The 16,887-nt window shown below is 67.0% G+C and carries 12 protein-coding genes; 3 read left to right on the forward strand and 9 right to left on the reverse strand.

The window, feature by feature from the left end; genetic code table 11:
- Window positions 1-84 precede the first annotated feature (84 nt).
- The gene (locus GGC64_RS09525) at window positions 85-3,540 is read left to right on the forward strand and encodes a serine/threonine-protein kinase (protein ID WP_192722121.1); all 3,456 of its coding nucleotides are present in this window, start codon (window positions 85-87) and stop codon (window positions 3,538-3,540) included.
- On the opposite strand, the gene GGC64_RS09530 is transcribed toward GGC64_RS09525, so the two are convergent.
- From GGC64_RS09530 to GGC64_RS09565, 8 genes are all read right to left on the reverse strand, one after another.
- A complete protein-coding gene (locus GGC64_RS09530) occupies window positions 3,512-5,752 on the reverse strand; it encodes a molybdopterin-dependent oxidoreductase (RefSeq protein ID WP_192722122.1) in 2,241 nt (746 codons plus the stop codon). The two genes, GGC64_RS09525 and GGC64_RS09530, sit on opposite strands and share 29 nt — an antisense overlap.
- A gap of 3 nt (window positions 5,753-5,755) precedes the next feature.
- Window positions 5,756-6,835, reverse strand: a complete 1,080-nt coding sequence (locus GGC64_RS09535; protein ID WP_192722123.1) for an ATP-binding cassette domain-containing protein — start codon at window positions 6,833-6,835, stop codon at window positions 5,756-5,758.
- A gap of 186 nt (window positions 6,836-7,021) precedes the next feature.
- Complete coding sequence (gene rplL, locus GGC64_RS09540; RefSeq protein ID WP_192722124.1) at window positions 7,022-7,414, reverse strand: 50S ribosomal protein L7/L12; 393 nt, start codon at window positions 7,412-7,414, stop codon at window positions 7,022-7,024.
- Between the two features lie 48 nt (window positions 7,415-7,462).
- Entirely contained in the window at window positions 7,463-8,035 is a 573-nt protein-coding gene (gene rplJ, locus GGC64_RS09545) for a 50S ribosomal protein L10 (protein WP_192722125.1), read from the reverse strand.
- 312 nt (window positions 8,036-8,347) lie between these two features.
- A complete protein-coding gene (locus tag GGC64_RS09550; protein WP_192722126.1) occupies window positions 8,348-9,250 on the reverse strand; it encodes an ROK family protein in 903 nt (300 codons plus the stop codon).
- A complete protein-coding gene (locus GGC64_RS09555) occupies window positions 9,250-9,798 on the reverse strand; it encodes a malonyl CoA-ACP transacylase (RefSeq protein WP_192722127.1) in 549 nt (182 codons plus the stop codon). Before GGC64_RS09555 ends, GGC64_RS09550 begins: the two co-directional genes overlap by 1 nt.
- On the reverse strand, window positions 9,795-13,958 hold the full coding sequence (locus GGC64_RS09560; protein ID WP_192722128.1) for an NEW3 domain-containing protein: 4,164 nt from the start codon (window positions 13,956-13,958) through the stop codon (window positions 9,795-9,797). The genes GGC64_RS09555 and GGC64_RS09560 overlap by 4 nt, the downstream gene beginning before the upstream one ends.
- A 36-nt stretch (window positions 13,959-13,994) precedes the next feature.
- On the reverse strand, window positions 13,995-14,762 hold the full coding sequence (locus tag GGC64_RS09565; protein ID WP_192722129.1) for an endonuclease/exonuclease/phosphatase family protein: 768 nt from the start codon (window positions 14,760-14,762) through the stop codon (window positions 13,995-13,997).
- Here GGC64_RS09565 and GGC64_RS09570 point away from each other — a divergent pair.
- Entirely contained in the window at window positions 14,761-15,345 is a 585-nt protein-coding gene (locus tag GGC64_RS09570) for a nucleotidyltransferase family protein (protein ID WP_225951227.1), read from the forward strand. The genes GGC64_RS09565 and GGC64_RS09570 overlap by 2 nt on opposite strands.
- Here the strand turns inward: GGC64_RS09570 and GGC64_RS09575 are convergent.
- Complete coding sequence (locus tag GGC64_RS09575) at window positions 15,342-16,295, reverse strand: YafY family protein (RefSeq protein WP_192722130.1); 954 nt, start codon at window positions 16,293-16,295, stop codon at window positions 15,342-15,344. The two genes, GGC64_RS09570 and GGC64_RS09575, sit on opposite strands and share 4 nt — an antisense overlap.
- 61 nt (window positions 16,296-16,356) lie before the next feature.
- On the opposite strand from GGC64_RS09575, the gene GGC64_RS09580 reads away from it, so the two are divergent.
- On the forward strand, window positions 16,357-16,887 hold the full coding sequence (locus tag GGC64_RS09580; protein WP_192722131.1) for a DinB family protein: 531 nt from the start codon (window positions 16,357-16,359) through the stop codon (window positions 16,885-16,887).

The raw sequence follows: 16,887 nt of genomic DNA on the forward strand, positions 1-16,887 counted from the left end.
CGCATCCGCGGTCGCGGCCCTGTAGATCGGTTTATGCTCAGGTCAGCGGCCATGGCACGGCCATGGCGGATATCGAGACGACCGATGGTAAGCAGCGACCCGCTGCCCACGCAGGGGGACATTTACGCCGGAGTCCCGGCGGAGTTGGTGGCTGCCGGTTTCGAAGATCCCCAGGAAATCGGCCGGGGCGGCTTCGGCGTGGTGTATCGCTGCAGCGAGCCCGAACTCGATCGCACCGTCGCGGTCAAAGTACTGACGGCGGACCTCGAACCGGGCAACGTCGAACGTTTCGTCCGCGAGCAACTCGCGATGGGCAAGCTCTCCGGCCACCCGCACATCGTGAGCATCTTCCAGGTCGGCACCACCGCCACCGGCCGGCCGTACATCGTGATGCAGTACCACCCGCACGGCTCGTTGGAAGCCAAGATTCACGACAACGGACCGGTGGGCTGGGCCGACGCGGTTCACATCGGGGTGAAGGTGGCAGGGGCGCTGGAAACCGCACACCGGCGCGGGACCATTCACCGCGACGTCAAACCGGCGAACATCCTTCTCACCGAGTACGGCGAACCGCAGCTGACCGATTTCGGAATCGCCAGGGTCATGGGCGGATTCGAGACCGCCGACGGCGCCGTAATGGGTTCGCCCGCCTACACCGCCCCGGAGGTGCTGCTGGGGCAGGCGCCCGACGTCACCTCCGATGTCTACAGCCTGGCGTCGACGCTGTTCTGCGCAGGCACGGGGCACGCGGTATACGAACGTCGCAAGGGCGAGCAGATGGTCGCCCAGTTCCTGCGGATCACCAAGCACCCCATCCCGAACCTGCGCGACTCCGGTCTGCCCGCCGACGTGTGCACGGTGATCGAACAGGCGATGTCGCGCAATGTCGAGGACCGCCCATCGACCGCGGCGGCATTCGGGGAGCAGTTGCGCGAGGTGCAGCGAATGCACGGATTGCCGGTGGATGAAATGCCAGTGCCGATTCCGGCGCCGACCATCCGGTACAACCCACCCCGCTCCCCCGGCACGCCGTCAGGTTCGTATCCGGCGCGGACGATGACGCCGCCCGTACCCGCCACCCGGTTTCAGCTACCCGTGTCGACGAAGCCGTTGGTCAACCGAGCCCGGTTGATCGACGTGCTACGGGCCGGACCGCCAAAGAAGCTCACCGTGATTCACGGTCCGACCGGCTTCGGGAAGAGCACGCTGGCCGCGCAGTGGGCGAAGCTGCTGAGCGCCGAGGGCGTCGCGGTGGCGTGGCTGACCGTGGATCACGACGACAACAACGTCGTCTGGTTTCTGTCCCATTTGATCGAGGCCATTCGAGCCGTGACACCCGCGCTCGCAACGGAACTCGGCGAAGTGCTACAGGAGCACGACGATGAGGCGGAGCGTTACGTGCTGACCTCGTTGATCAACGAGATCCATGAGACGGGCACACGTATGACGCTGGTGATCGACGACTGGCAGCGCGTGACCGACCCTGCGACCATCGGGGCGCTGCTGTACCTGCTCGTCTACGCCTCTGATGACCTGAACGTGGTGGTGACCAGCCGCAGCCAGAGCGGCCTGCCGATGAGCCGGATGCGGATGCAGGACCAGCTCCTCGAAATCGACGCCACCGCACTGCGTTTCGACGTCGCCGAGTCGAAGAACTTTTTGGTCGACCTCAGTGGGCTGGACTTGGACCACGCCGATGTCGAGGAGTTGACCACCAAGACCGACGGCTGGGTCGCCGCACTCCAGCTGGCGTCGTTGTCGCTGCGCGGCCGCGACGATCCCGTGCAGCTGATCGACACGATGACCGGCCGCCACCACGCGATCAGTGAGTTCCTTGCCGAGAACGTGCTCGACACCCTGGAACCGTCGATGCTCGACTTCTTGCTGGCCACCTCGATCACGGAGCGGATCTGCGGAGACCTGGCGTCGGCACTGTCCGGTGTTCCTGACGGCCAGGCGATGCTCGAACAGGTCGAGGAACGAGATTTGTTCCTGCACCGCATCGACGACACGTGGTTCCGCTACCACCAATTGTTCAGTGACTTCCTGCAGCATCGGCTCGGCCGCGATCCCGACCGGGTCGTGCGCCTGCACCGCGCGGCATCCACTTGGTTCGCCGATCGGCAAATGGTCAGCGAGGCAGTCGATCACGCGCTTGCGGCCGGTGATGACGAGCGCGCAGTAACGCTCGTCGAGAACGGCGGCATCGACCTGGTGGCCAAGTCACAAATGGCCACGCTGATCGGGTTGATCGGCAAGCTGCCTTCGGCCGTCGTTCGCTCCGACCCGAGGCTGCAACTTGCGCTCGCGTGGGCCAACATCGTGCTGCACCGGATCCCCGCCGCCGAACAGGCCCTGGATCTGATGGAAGCCCGGATGACCAAATACGGCATCACCGACGAAGAGATCGCGGACATGCGCGCAGAAGGCGGCGTCGTGCGGGCAGTGGCCGACCTGCGCTCGGACCGCCTCGCGGGCATCGACGAACACATCTCGGCATGCCTTCAGCGACGAGAAACGCAGCGGCCCTTCGCCGTAGGCGTGGCGGCGACCGTGTCCACCTTCGCCGCCGCGTATCACTACAACCTCGAGGAGGTGAACCGGATCCAGTCTTGGGCGGCGCCCTACGCCGAGCGCAACGGCGACAGCTTCAACATGGTTCATGGACTCTGCTACACCGGACTGGCCCACCGGCTGATGCTCGACAACCCGACGGCGGAGGCCTGCTTCCGCAAGGCTCTCAAGATCGCAAAGCGCTCGGGCGGCAGCCATTCCTACACGGCACGGCTTGCCAGTTCTGCTTTGGGCGAATTGCTCTACGAGCGAGGCGATCTCGATGAAGCGGCCCGGCTGCTCGAGGAGGGCTACAAGGTCGGCCCCGAGGGCGGCTCGGTCGACTTCAAAATCGCCCGTTACGTGATCGCCGCCAGGATCAAGGCGCTGCAGGGCGACCGGCACGCCGCGGCGCAACGGCTCGACGAGGCCATCCGGGTCGCGAGGGCGCTGTCGCTGAGCCGGTTGCGAGCGATGGCCGAACACGAACGCACGCGGCTCGGGCTTGCGCCGCATCCGGATGCCGACCCGTGGCCGACGACCACCTATGACAGCCGCCGCCAACCGGTCGACGCGATCGACGAGATCACCGTCCAGTTCGAGGAGGCGTCGGCCATCCGCGTGCTGATGGGCGCCGACGATCAGGAGTCCAAGGAGCTGGCCTGTCGGTGGGCGCAGGAGTGGGTCGAGCGAACCTCGTCGCCGGCAAGGCCGCAGGCGTTGCTGCGGGCGCGGCGGCTGCTGGGAGCCAGCCTGTCGGCGGCCGGACACATCGACGAGGCCAAGGCCATCATCGCGACCGTCGCCGCGCAATGCGCACGGCTGAAGATGTTGCGTTACCTCGTCGACGGTGGTCCGTATGTCGCCGCAACACTTTCGGAGTTGCAGGCCGATCAGCGGTCCGGATGGTGGCGTCCCGAATGGCCGGAGATCCCGCCCGACTTCCTCGATGAAGCGGTTACTGCGTCAGTGGCGCAGCGGATTTGACGGAGGCTCGCTCGACGCGCACCGGTACGCCCGTCAGCCGAGCCATCCCGGCCAACTTCTCCAAGTCTTGTGGCGCGCTGGACATCAGCTGATTGACGTTGGCGCCACCCGCTCCGTTGGCCACGCGCCAGCCGCCGGTCCCCTTGTGGCCCCAGCCATGCGGAACCGCGACGACGCCGGCGACGATGTCCTTGGTGACCACCACGGGTAGCTCGATCTCGCCGTACGGGGAGGCGATCCGCACCCTGTCCCCATCGACGATGTTGGCCGCGGCCGCGTCGTCGACGTGCATGCGCGCTGCCTGGACTCGATCCCCGCGCATCAGCAGCGGCGAGTTGTGCATCCACGAATTCTCCGAGCGTGTCTCGCGCATGCCGATGAGCCGCAGCGGATATCCGCCAGGCGCGTCCCGGCGCGACAGCGCGTCGACTTCAGCGGCGATCTCGTCATGGCGCAACCGCACCCGGCCCCCGCGGTAGACGACTACCTTGCGCAGCACGCCGTCGCGCAGATTGCGCGCGAGAACCTTTCCGTGCGGATGGTCTGCCGCAAGTCGTGAGAACGACAACCCGCCGCGGCGCAGCCCGTAGCGATCTCCGCCTTCGCCCAGCCGGATCACGGCGTCCACCAGCAGGCGCGGAGTCAATCGAATACCGAAGAGCCCCAATATCTTTCGTATCGCAGCCAGCGCGATCAGTCCCGGCGTGCGCCACCACATCCTGCGGGTGAGGTCGTCGATCACCTGCCACTCCTCGCGGGCCTGCCCTGCGGGAGCGACGACGGCCTCGGTGGCCTGTCTGAACGGCGTTGGCTGCAGCGTCTGGAACGGCAGCGGGAAGTCGTCGCGCTCGTACATCGTCGCCGCGGGCAACACGTAGTCACAGTGCGCGAGTGTCTCGTTGACGTAGAGGTCGATGCCGACCATCAACTCCAAGGACGCCAGCGCCTTCTCTAATTCGTTGCCGTTGGGCACCGATAGGGCCGGATTGCCCGCGCTGACGAACAACGCGCGCACCTGTCCTCGGCCGGGTGTGGTGATCTCCTTGGCCATCACCCCTGCGGGCTCGGACATCAACACCGATGGGAAGCCCCCGATGCGCGACCGACGGCTGCTGTAGCTGGTTCGCAGCAGCGCGCCGAGCACCTTCATCCCCCACCGCTCGCCCGGAATGCCGAGGGTGCCGAACATGCTGCCGCCCGGCACATCGAGGTTGCCTGCGACCAGGTTCACTGCGTCCAGCAAATACGTTGTGAGAGTGCCGTTTTCACCCGTGCTGGTACCCACCCGGCCGTACACCGCGGCCCGCGCCGTGCGCGCGAGGTCGCGCGCTAGTGCCCGCACGACGCCCGGATCGATTCCAGTGCGCGGCTCGGTGGCTTCCGGGCTGAACGGTCTGGCCAACAGTTCCAGCCAGGCGACGCTGTCGGCCTGACGGGCCAGCGCGGTGCGGTCGGCGAGGTTCTCTTCGAACAACACGTGGAGGACAGACAGCAGCAGGAAGGCGTCCCCGTCGGGGACGATACCCAACCATTCGAACTGGGCCGCGGTCTCGGTCTTGCGCGGATCGATGACGATGACCCGGCCGCCTCGCTTGACGATGTCGTGCATCCGGTCTTTGATCCGCGGCACTGTCAGCACGCTGCCGTGTGAGACAACGGGATTCGCGCCGATCACCACGAGCAGATCGGTGCGCAGAATGTCGGGCACCGGCAGCGCGAGCGGCGAGCCGTACAACATCTGGCTGGCCACGAAGCGGTTGTTGACGTCCTGGGACCCGGCAGTGAAGACATGCAAACGCGGGCCGAAGGCGTTCATCAATGTCGCAAGGCCCAGGGTGTGTGAGTAACTGAAGGCACCCGGGTTGCCGTAGTACCAGCCGATCGCGCCGGAACCGTGCTTGCGGTGAATGGCCGTCAGCCGGGCGGCGATATCGGTCATCGCGTCGTCCCAGCTGACCGGGTCGAAGCCATCCGCTCCACGCCGCAATGGCTGAGTCACGCGGTCGGGGTCGTTGACGACCTCGGTGAACGCGATGCCCTTCTGGCAGGCGAAGCCCGCAGACAGCGGGTGGTCCTTATCGGGACGCAGCGACACCAACCGGCCGTCGTCGACGGTCGCGATCATGCCGCACAGCGGCTCACAGATCCGGCAGAACGTCGCTTTTTGGACTGGAGCTTTCTGAACGCCAGCCTTGCGCTCGACGTTCGTCAAAAGTTACCTCTCGACGCGGGGAATTGCCCCCGTCGGCGCGTCGTCGTCCAGCGAGCGGTGCCGCGCGGTGGCGCCTTCACCGAACTCAGACGCCGAATATTTGTGGGTGCCCTCGAGGTCGTCGCGGATCGCTTCCTGCGCCTGCGGCGGAAGGGTGTGCATGATCTCGCGGACACGCGCCTGCCTGCGGCCGACGGCCTGGCGCTCGGGCATGCCGGGGGTCGCCTGGATCTGCGGCGGCACACCCTGGATCTCCTCGACACCACCGTCGTGGTGACCGGCATCAACCATGGCCTGCTCTTCGGCCATCGTCGACTCGTCCTTCTCCTCCGACATACCGATGGGACCGATACGGCGGCCGTTGAGGAACTGGCGGACGACGGGCTCGTCGCTGGTCAGCAACACCTCGCGGGGGCCGAACATGACCAGGTGCTTGCGGAAAAGCATGCCCATGTTGTCGGGCACCGTGCGGGCGATGTTGATGTTGTGCGTGACGATCAGGATCGTGCAGTCGATCTGGGCGTTGATGTCGATCAGCAGCTGGGACAGGTACGCGGTACGGACCGGGTCAAGACCGGAGTCCGGCTCGTCGCAGAGGATGATCTGCGGGTCGAGCACCAGCGAGCGGGCCAGGCCGGCGCGCTTGCGCATACCGCCGGAGATCTCGCCGGGGAACTTGTTCTCGTCCCCGCCCAAGCCGACCAGCTCGAGCTTCTCCATGACGATGTTGCGGATCTCGCTTTCCTTCTTCTTGGTGTGCTCACGCAAGGGGAAAGCGGTGTTGTCGTACAGGCTCATCGAGCCGAACAGCGCGCCGTCCTGGAACATGACGCCGAACAGCGTGCGGATCTCGTAGAGCTCTTTCGCCGAGCACTCGATGATGTTGGTGCCGTCGACGATGATCTTGCCGCGCTCGGGCCGCAGCAGGCCGATCAGAGACTTCAGGAACACTGATTTACCGGTACCCGACGGGCCCAACAGGACGCTGACCTCACCGGCCGGGATCTCCATGGTGACGTCTTCCCAAATTCGCTGGGCCCCGAAGGACTTCGTCAGTCCTTCTACTTGAATTCCGATGCCCACGCGCGATCCTTCCGCCAAGTATTTCAGCCCCAGCCACATGCCTCCCGCCTGTGGCTTGAGTCACTGTAGCTTACGCCGTCTGACCACGACACACGTCTTGCGTCACATTGTGATCGACCCTAAACACACCCTAGACGCAGCTGTGGGGCGGACCTGTTTGCCAGATCCGCCCCACAGGTGATGAAACTACTTGACGGTAACCGTCGCGCCTGCGGCCTCGAGCTTGGCCTTGGCCTCCTCGGCGGCTTCCTTGGCGACCTTCTCGAGCAGCGGCTTGGGAGCGCTGTCGACCAGGTCCTTGGCCTCCTTGAGGCCCAGGCCGGAGACGATCTCGCGAACGACCTTGATGACGCCGATCTTCTTCTCGCCTGCACCCTCGAGGATGACGTCGAACTCCGACTGCTCCTCGGCGGCCTCGGCGGGGGCGCCACCAGCGGCGGGGCCGGCAGCCGCGACGGCGACCGGAGCAGCGGCGGTGACCTCGAAGGTCTCTTCGAACTTCTTGACGAACTCAGAGAGCTCGAGCAGCGTCAGTTCCTTGAACGCGTCGAGCAGGTCGTCGGTGGACAGCTTGGCCATGTGTGGTCCTTCCTTACTTACTTACTTACGTGTGTGGAGTTGATGGATCTATTCGGCGGCGTCGTCGGACGGCGCCGGGCTTTCGGGTGCAGCGTCGGCGGGCGCCTCGGCAGCTCTCTTCTCTTGCAACGCGGCTGCCAGCCGGGCGACCTGCGACGCGGGAGCGTTGAACAGGCCAGCGGCTTTGGACAGGTTTGCCTTCATCGCGCCGGCCAGCTTGGCCAGCAGCACCTCACGCGACTCCAGGTCGGCGATCTGTTCGACCTCGGAAACGCTCAGCGCGCGGCCATCCATGTAGCCGCCCTTGATGACCAGCGCCTTGTTGTCCTTGGCGAAGGTCTTCAGCGCCTTGGCGGCGTCGACGGCCTCACCCTTGACGAACGCGATCGCGGTCGGACCGACGAACAGTTCGTCGAGCCCGTCGATGCCTGCCTCCGCCGCGGCACGCTTGACCAGCGTGTTCTTGGCGACCGTGTAGGTGGCTGAGGCACCGAGCGAACGGCGCAGGTCCTTGAGGTTGGCCACGGTGAGTCCGCGGTACTCGGTGACCAGAGTGGCCGTCGAGTCCTTGAACTGCTCGGCGATGTCGGCGACCGCGGTGGCCTTTTCAGCTTTGGCCATGCATTGCCTCCTCGTGGTTGGTATCGGGTTGTCCCGCTTCAGAGCCGCACGAGGGCCGGAAATGACGAACGCCCCGACGCAGACAGGTCGGGGCGTGAAAGAACAAGCCTCGTCCTCCTGCGTGGGCCGCCGGGACAATCCCGGACCTTCAACCGATTACTCGGTGACCGACGGTCTTCGGTGGAACTGGTCAAGAATAGCCTGCTACCCGCCGATCAGCCAAAACGCTCCCTCCTCCCTAACGCGAGCGACCGTGTCTGCACGCGACACGCCGCCGATCAGTGGCATTTCGCGGTCGCTCGCGCCTGGTTTTCAGGCCTCGAGGAGGGCTGCCGCGCCCACCAGGCCCGCTTCGCCGCCGAGTTCGGCGGGCAGCACTCGCAGGTCGCGGACGAAGTCGAGGCGGGCGTAGGACGCCAGCGCCTCGCGCAGCGGATCGAAAAGCAGCCCTCCGGACTTCGCGACGCCGCCGCCGATGACGACCAGGTCGAGGTCGCACACCGCCCCGACCGACGCGATCATCGCGGCCACCGCCGTCGCGCCGCGCCGGAACGCCTGCAGCGCGACGCTGTCACCGGCGGTCGCCGCGTCGGCCAGTTCTTTGGCGTCGGCCTCCGGCGGGGCGGCCCAGCCGTTCTCCCTGGCCCACTGCGCCATCCGCGGTCCCGCCGCGATCGTCTCGACGCACCCGCGACCGCCGCACGAGCACGGCCCGCCGTCGGGGTCGACGACGACGTGGCCGACGTGTCCCGCGTTGCCGGTGCGCCCGTCGTATGGCGCGCCGTCGAGTACGAGGCCGCCGCCGACACCGGTCGACACCACCATGCCGAGCAGAAACTGCGCGCCCCTGCCCGCACCGCGCCAACGCTCCCCCATCGCCATGCACAGCCCGTCGCCGCCGAGCCGCACCGGAGCATCCGTGGCTGCCGACACTCGATCCACGATCGGAAACCGTTGCCATTCAACGATATTGATCGGGCTGACCGTCCCCGTCGGCAGGTCGATCGGGCCTGCCGAGGAGATGCCGACGCCGCGCACCCGACCGTGCGCTTCGGCCAGTGCCTCGGTGACCAACCTGTCGACGACCGTCCAGATCGCCTCGGCGTCACCGTCCGGCGTTGGCAGCTTGGCGTGATGCACCAGCGTGCCCTCTGCGGAAACCAGTCCCGCGGCGATCTTCGTGCCGCCGATGTCGAGTGCGAGGGTGACGTCCATCAGTGCCTGTGGGTGTTATCGGGCTGACGCGGATCCCCTGGATGCTCGTAACCCGGTGCCAGCTCGACCAATTCAGCGCATCGCGCATCCAGCCACAGCCGGAAGGCGCGCCGCTGAGCTGCGCCGCGCAGATGGTCGGCGACCTCCGCATCGCCGCCGAACCGCCGCGGGTTGCGCTCGCGGTAGTCGCGCACCTGGGCGTCGGTGACATCGACGTCCGCGGTCACGTCCACGAACAAGGCGCGCGCCAGCGGTTCGGTCAGCACCGATGCGGCAACGCTGCCGATCTCCAGCCGGGTCGTGACGTCCGGCAGCAGCGCGTCCTCGCTCGGCGCGCCTTCGCCGGTAAGCCCGCGTGCCGCCGCCTCTGTGGCGGCCACCCGCTCGGTCACCAGCAGTTGGGTCAGCCACCGCCGCAGTTGCCTGCCTTCACTGGTGCCAGGACGCGGCAGGGAGGAGGCCAGCCGAGAGCCGCGCAGCCGGTCTTCGCGGGCGTCGACCTCGTCGACCCCTACCGGCACGCCGCCCACCGTCGCCGCCACAATCATCGGACTGTCACCTTCACCGCGGGTGAATACACCAGCCGACCGGCACAGCCGATCCGGATCAGCGCCCACCACTCTCCAGGTTCCGTCCACGCGGGCGGTGCGACGTCGAACTCGAGCTCTACCGTTCCGCGGGCCGGCAATTCGCGGCCGACGGCGGCGGGCCCCATCCACTCCCATGTCCCCCACGGGCTGATCAGATGTGCCTCGACCGCAAGGTCGGCATATGCGTCGGTGCCGACGGTCACTGCCAGCCGTCCGGTCTGGCCTGCCGAAAGCTCGACGGGCTCAGGATCGCTGACCAGTCGCAACAGACTGTCGTCGCGGTGACCGATCGCTATCACGCACACGTCCTCGACCGTCTGGCGCCACGACGGCGGAATCGACGCGGCGTCACTTCCCGTCACGGCCAGTTCGGCGCGCAGCGGGTACAGGCCCGGAGGTACGTTCGGCGGCACCGCCACAGCGACGTCTGTCTCCAGGTAGTCGCCTGGCGGCAGTACGAAGGACAACTCGTCGTTCTCGGCACTCCAACCGTCGGGGCACAGCAGCCGCACCTTGCCCTGCAGTGCCGCGTCGCTCGTATCGGTCGCCACCGTAAGCCGCAGCGACACTTGGGAATTCGGCTCTGCAGTGAGCTGTTGCGGATGCAGGTGTGCGACGGCGGGCAAGCCGCCAACGGCGGCTGGACCGCGGTTGTGCAGCCAGTAGCGCGCGTACAACGGCTGCGCGGCCTCTTCGTCGGGTGCGAGTACAGCGTGGTCCGCCTCGAGCACCTGCGGCATGTTCAGCCGCGTCAGCACCGTGGCGATCTCAAAGCCGTGCAGCATCAGGTTGTCCGCGGCGCCTTGCACCCGCGGTTGCTCGAGTAGGTCGACGCGCGAGGCCGCGGAGATCCGGCGCAGACCAGAGCGGACCACGACATCGGTGGTGGCACCGCAGGTTTCGACGAGTCGGACCGCGACGCCGTCGGCAGCCTCGACGTGGCTGCCGCTGCCCGATGCCAGCGGATTGCCTGCTGCCTTGAGCGCGCCGAGCGCGACCTTGCCGGCCGGCTCGATCTCCAGCAGCGACCCCCACGAGGGCAAACCGCCTGCTGTCCGGTCGTTTTCGGCGACCGTCAAGAGTGGGCGGGAGAACTCGGCGCTGCGAGCCGGGAGATCTGCCTGCCGCCAATCTCCCTCACCGGAGACCAGCGCGTAGTCGAAGGTGTGCGTCCAGTGCTGCAACTGGAAGTTCGAGCCGTCCGGCGCCGTGCGCCGCGGCGGATCGATCCATGTGCCGGACGGCCAGCCGGCGCAGGACCGCATCAACGACATGTGTAGCGTGCCATCGGATTCGACGGCGAAGCCGGGCATTCCGCGGTTGAGCACCGCGACGGTATGCGCTTCGAACGGCTCCAGCCCGGACGAAGCTTCCTGCTCGACGACGATCTCGAAGTCGGCGAGGTCCTCGACAACGGAGCCGACGGCATCCTCCAACTCGGCTCCCGCGACGATCAGTACCGGCAGTGCGCGCACACCGCGCAGGTCCGCACCGGGCACCCATTGGTCGGCCAACGACGAAACCGGCGGGACCCATAGTCGCGCCGACCCGCGGGTGTAGAGCTGCCGTTTCAATTCCTCCGCGTAGACGGGCTCTGCTTCGGCGAGAACCGCTGCGGTGAAATCGTTTTCGTCAGGGCCACCGAGCGCGATCCTGGCGTCGGGCAAGTTCGAGTCGACGGACAGATCGCCGTAGCGCGGCTGATCCCCACTGCTGCAGGTGGCCGTGACGCCTGCGCGGACCAGCGCGACCATCAACGGCCGCGCCAGCGCCGCCGAGACCGATTCCGACGGCGCGATGACCTCGGCGACCGAAACCGCGCGGACACCGTCACCGACTCGCACGCGTGCCGCCGATGACAATCCGAACCAGCCGAACGCGGGGTTGTCCAGCGTCCACGGGTGCTGCGCGGAGTCGACGACCGTCCCTGCGCGGTCGTGCAGCAGCCCGAAACCGCGTCCGATCACCGCGTCGCCGACCTCGCTGACCGGCAACGCACCGGGCACCGGGCACCGCCAGCGCAGCCGCAGCAGGCGGTCCTCGCCGGTGAACTCGTCGACGGTGGTGCTGCAGTCCACCCGGGCCACCCCATGCCACAGGGTCACGATCTGCTTGTAGCGCAATACATCACCGATGCGACCGTCGATCACCAGCCGCTCACCGAGCGGACCGCGGTATGCCTGCACCGAAGCCGTCGCCGCGGAGGACGCGACGACCGGGCCCTTCGGCAACAGGTGCCACGGGCCCTCACCGGCCTGCGGATGCGCGGGGTACTCCTCGTAGACGGCCAACTCGTTGCCGACCCTGCCGTCAGCGATCAGTTCGCGCTCGGACGCCACCTCCACCAGCGAGCCGACTCCGCCGCCGCGCGCAGGGTCGACGGCGAGCCGGTAGTGATCGTTGCGAATCAAGTTGCCGTCCAACGGTTCCCAGCCAGACTTCGCTTCCCCGGCGGTGAGCACATACGACTGCCACCCCACCGAGGGCACATCCCTGGCCAGCCAGCTCACTGACCGCCCGCCGTGGTCGACATGCGCGGCAAGTTCGGCGCCGTCAGAGTCGACGACCCGCACCCCCTCCCCCACAGGCCGTGAGAACCGCGCTGTCACCACGTCGGAGCGCTTGTGTGCCAACGGGTTCCACACCACCACCGAGCTGTCGACCGCACTGGACAGCAGCCGCAGCGCGTTGTCGCGGGCGGTGGTGCCGAGTTGCCATGCGTCGCGCCAGCCGGTGAGGAGATCGAGGTACACCTGATCGGATTCCGACCCGGTGATCGCATCGTGGTGCGCGCCGTAGGCCAGTTGTACCCATGCCTTGGCCAACGCCGCCTGCGGATACGTCGCGCCGCCGAGCAGACCCGCGAACACCGCGAACCGTTCGGCATCGAGCACCGCGTCCTCGGCGGCCCTGTTGGCCTGCTTGGTGTCGATGTAGGACACGTGGCAACCCGTGTAGATCGGGTTCATGTCGCGGGTCTGCGGTGACGCCTCGATGCCGCGGTCGGCAAGCTCGCCCCGCACCGCGGCGAAGAACTCCCGCGGCAGCGCACACACAAACCGGGGCCAGGTGTAGCGCGCATTCCAATCCCGGTGGATATCGGTGACCCACTTGTTCGGTGGCGTGTAATCGGTGCCCACCGGCAGCAGCACGTTTCGGGTCAGCGCAACCGTCTTCAGCGTCGTGAACAATTCATACGTCGCCTGCTCGGCCTCGGCCAGCGTCGCCGACGAGTCCATCCACCAGCCCGCGGAGTAGTGGGCAGGCATGTAGTGCGTCAACAATCCGCGTCCCGACGGTGCGATCCACTCGAACTCACTGGAGAACTGCATGCGGCGCGGATCGCCGCCGCCGGCCACGGGCCCCCACTGATGGTGTGGACCACGTGCCCATGAGCTGGATGTCAGCCCCGCGTCGGCGGCCATCCCCGGAAATTGCGGGTCATGGCCGAACACGTCGAGCTGCCACGCGGTGCTCGGGTCGGCGCCCATGATGTCGCGCTGAAAACCCATGCCGGCCACGAAGTTTCGGATCGTCGTCTCGGCGCTCGTCAGGTTGGTGTTCGGCTCGTTGTATGCCCCACCCATCACCTCAACGCGACCGTCGGCGATGAACCGGCGAAGGTCGTCGCGATCCTCAGGATGGGTGTCCCAGTACGGCTTGAGGTAGTCCACCTCGGCCAGCACGAACTTGTACTCGGGCTCGCGGCGGGCCATCTCGAGGTGCGCGCGCACCAGGTCGAAACCGTTGGTCTGACGGCAGCGGCCCGGCGGGTCCTCGCTCCACACACTGGTATAGGCGGCCTGCGTGTTCCACCAGACCGGGTCGTAGTGGAAGTGGCTGATCATGTACATGGTCCAGCCGGGCTCGGCGACGGTGAACACGAACGACGCGTCGCCGGCGCGGGCGGTTCTCTGCTCTCCCGGCGTGGGCCGTTCGACGCGAACCGGCACCTCGACGGCGCCGTCACCCGGCGTGACTTCGGCCGAACCAGCCAGACCGTCGCCGTCAACGTGGATTTCGCCGACTCCGCCGGTGTAGTTGACCCGCACCAGTTGCAGTGGGTTGTCGGCGGGCCCGACGAAGAGTTCCGTCGACTCCGCGGAGATGACGTGCACGCCAAAACCCTACGGCGATCGGAGACCGTTGCGGCCTCAGGCCCGCGAAATGTCGACGACCAACGCTCGATGATCGGAGATCGGCAGCCGCGGTGACGAGCATTCGTCGACACGCAGAGTCGTGTCATCGGTGAGGATGTGGTCGAGCTGGTGGCAGGGCTCGTCGGCCGGGAACGTCGTCGCCTCGCCCAGCGACGACATCCGTGTCCAGCGCCGAGGCGTCGGTGGATCCATGTTGAGATCGCCCATCAGCACCCGGGGGCCGGGGAAGCCACGCAGGTCACGAACCAACCGCCGCATCTGCACTCTGTTCCAGCCGGGCACGAACGACAGATGGGTGTTGGCGACGGTCAACGGACCGAGCGGGGTGTCGAGTCGAGCGACCATCGCCGCCCGCGGTTCCTCGTGCACGACCTGTACGCGTCGCGGTCCTGGCAGGTACATCGGAAATCGCACCGGAATGCGCGGCAACCGCACGACCTGCCAGCTCTCGGCCAGATAGCGCGACAGCAAGGCGATTCCGTAGGCCGCGGTGCCCGGCTGCTCGCGACCCGTCGCCGCCATCCACGTCGCTCCCGGCGTGCCGGAGATCGCGGCGACGAACCGGTGGCTCACCGCCCCCATCGCTTCGGCCGCGACCGCGGTCAGATCCGCGTTGCCCGACCGCGCCTGCTCCAGATCGACCTCCTGCAGCGCCAGGATGTCGGGATCCAGTTGCTTCACCGAGTCGACCAGCCTGTCCAGGTGCACCGCCCCGTCGTGAACGCTGCGACCGTGCAGGATGTTGAAGGTAGCCATCCGCATGGGTACTCAAGTACCCACGATGACGCTTTCCGATGTACCCGCCCGAAACGACGAACTGCGCGACGCACTCAAGCGAGCCGCTTCGGCGCTGAAAGCACAGGGACCCGAGTTCGCGCTCGCGGGCAGCTACGCCCTGTGGGTGCGTGGCGGTCCCGAGCCCGTGCACGACGTCGACTTCGTCGTCGCCGAGGAGGATGCCGACACCGCGGCCAAGACGCTCGAGGAGGCGGGCTTTCGGATCGATCGCCCGCCAGAGGACTGGTTGTTCAAGGCATGCACGGGTGGCGTCGTCGTTGACGTGCTGCACCGACTCAACGGCGTCCCGGTCGACACGGCGACCATCCGCGGCGCCGACATCGTCGAGGTGCTCGCGATCGCGATGCCGGTGCTGCCGCCTACAAAGGTGCTGTCCGAGAAGCTGTCGTCGTTCAGCGAACATCACTGTGACTTCGCCGCTCTGCTACCTGCCGTGCGAGCCGTGCGTGAACAGGTGAACTGGAATCAGGTCCGCAGCGCCACCGCTGACAACGACTTCGCCGCGGCGTTCCTCTTTCTCACCGACCGCCTCGGCATCACCGCTTAACCCGCCGCGTGCCGCAACCGCTCGGCCAGCGAGCCGACCGCCTGGATGACCTCTGGCGGCTCCAGCACCTCGAACTCGCAGCCCGGCAGCGCCAGATAGAAGACCATGCGCTCGGGATCATCCGCGCCTGCGGTCAGGATGCACGCGTCCGGCCCGTCTGCCTCGATGGTCACCGACGTCGGCGAGAAATGTTGAGCCACAACATGTTCAGGAGCCTGATAGCGCACCCGGGCAACGTATCGGTAAGGCGACGAACTGATCGAATGCCGCACATAGGTCGCCGCGTCGGGTGCCTGCCGAGGCGTGAACGTACTGCCGAGCGCGCGCACGTCGGCCATCCGGTCCAACCGCAGGCTGCGCCAATCCTGCCGGTCACGGTCGTAGGCAAGCAGATACCAGCGCCTGCCGGTCGTCACGAGTTGGTAGGGCTCCAGTCGCCGCTGGGTCGCGTCGCCTGCCCGCGAGACGTAGCCCGCGCTGACGTGCTCGCGGTCGCGGCATGCCCGCGCCAGCGTCATCAGCACCTCGGGTTCGACGGGTGAGTCCGAGTAGTTCGACGGCAGTGTCACCGTCGCGTCGTGCACCGCGGCCACCTGCGACCGCAGCCGCGCGGGCATCACCTGGTCGAGCTTGCTCAGCGCGCGCAACGCCGATTCGCCGACGCCGGCCACGCTGCCGCCAGCGGCCAGTCGCAGGCACACCGCCATCGCCACCGCCTCGTCGGGATCGAGCAGCAGCGGCGGCAGCGCTGCGCCTGCGCCCAGCTGATAACCACCGCCATGGCCCTTGCTGGCCTGCACCGGATAGCCGAGCTCCCGCAGCCGCTCCACATCACGGCGCACGCTGCGCGTCGTCACGCCGAGTCGCTCGGAGAGCTCCTCGCCCGTCCACACCCGGCGCGACTGCAGCAACCCCAGCAGCTGCAGCACGCGACTCGTCGTTTCGGACACCACTCCACCATGACACAGTCATAGGACAGAACCTGTCCTATACCTCTGCCAGGCTGAGCTCATGAGCGAATTGACCACCCATCTGGCCGACCAACTCGACTACCACTGGACCAACCAGCTGCGCCCTCGGCTCGACGGCCTGACCGATGAGGAGTACTTCTGGCAGCCGGTGCCGGACTGCTGGACGGTGCACCCCGACGGCGCGATCGACTTCGCGTTCCCGCCGCCTGAGCCCGCGCCGTTCACGACGATCGCGTGGCGGCTGGCCCATGTCATCGTCGGTGTTTTCGCGATGCGCAACCATTCCCATTTCGGCGGCCCGCCCGCCGACTACGAGTCCTGGCACTATGCGACGGACGCGAAGACAGCGCTTGGCCAGCTCGACGATGCGTACAAGAATTGGATCGCCGGCGTCCACGGTCTGGATGACCAGGATCTGGCGCGTCCGATCGGACCTAAAGAAGGTCCGTGGGCTGAGCATTCGATGGCAGAACTCGTCCTGCACATCAACCGCGAGGCCATTCACCACGGCGCCGAAATCGCTTGCATCCGAGATCTTTACCTACACACCACCAACCGAGAGGGAAAGTAG

Origin of the sequence: Mycobacterium sp. OAS707, assembly GCF_014873705.1 — a bacterium.
GTDB lineage: Bacteria > Actinomycetota > Actinomycetes > Mycobacteriales > Mycobacteriaceae > Mycobacterium.

What these genes read in the sequence shown, in the direction of transcription:
- GGC64_RS09580 (WP_192722131.1), top strand. Translation starts at nt 16,357, where the DNA reads ATGAGCGAATTGACCACCCATCTGGCCGACCAACTCGACTACCACTGG.
- rplL (WP_192722124.1), bottom strand. Translation starts at nt 7,414, where the DNA reads ATGGCCAAGCTGTCCACCGACGACCTGCTCGACGCGTTCAAGGAACTG.
- GGC64_RS09570 (WP_225951227.1), top strand. Translation starts at nt 14,761, where the DNA reads ATGGGTACTCAAGTACCCACGATGACGCTTTCCGATGTACCCGCCCGA.
- GGC64_RS09565 (WP_192722129.1), bottom strand. Translation starts at nt 14,762, where the DNA reads ATGCGGATGGCTACCTTCAACATCCTGCACGGTCGCAGCGTTCACGAC.
- GGC64_RS09555 (WP_192722127.1), bottom strand. Translation starts at nt 9,798, where the DNA reads ATGATTGTGGCGGCGACGGTGGGCGGCGTGCCGGTAGGGGTCGACGAG.
- GGC64_RS09550 (WP_192722126.1), bottom strand. Translation starts at nt 9,250, where the DNA reads ATGGACGTCACCCTCGCACTCGACATCGGCGGCACGAAGATCGCCGCG.
- rplJ (WP_192722125.1), bottom strand. Translation starts at nt 8,035, where the DNA reads ATGGCCAAAGCTGAAAAGGCCACCGCGGTCGCCGACATCGCCGAGCAG.
- GGC64_RS09525 (WP_192722121.1), top strand. Translation starts at nt 85, where the DNA reads ATGGTAAGCAGCGACCCGCTGCCCACGCAGGGGGACATTTACGCCGGA.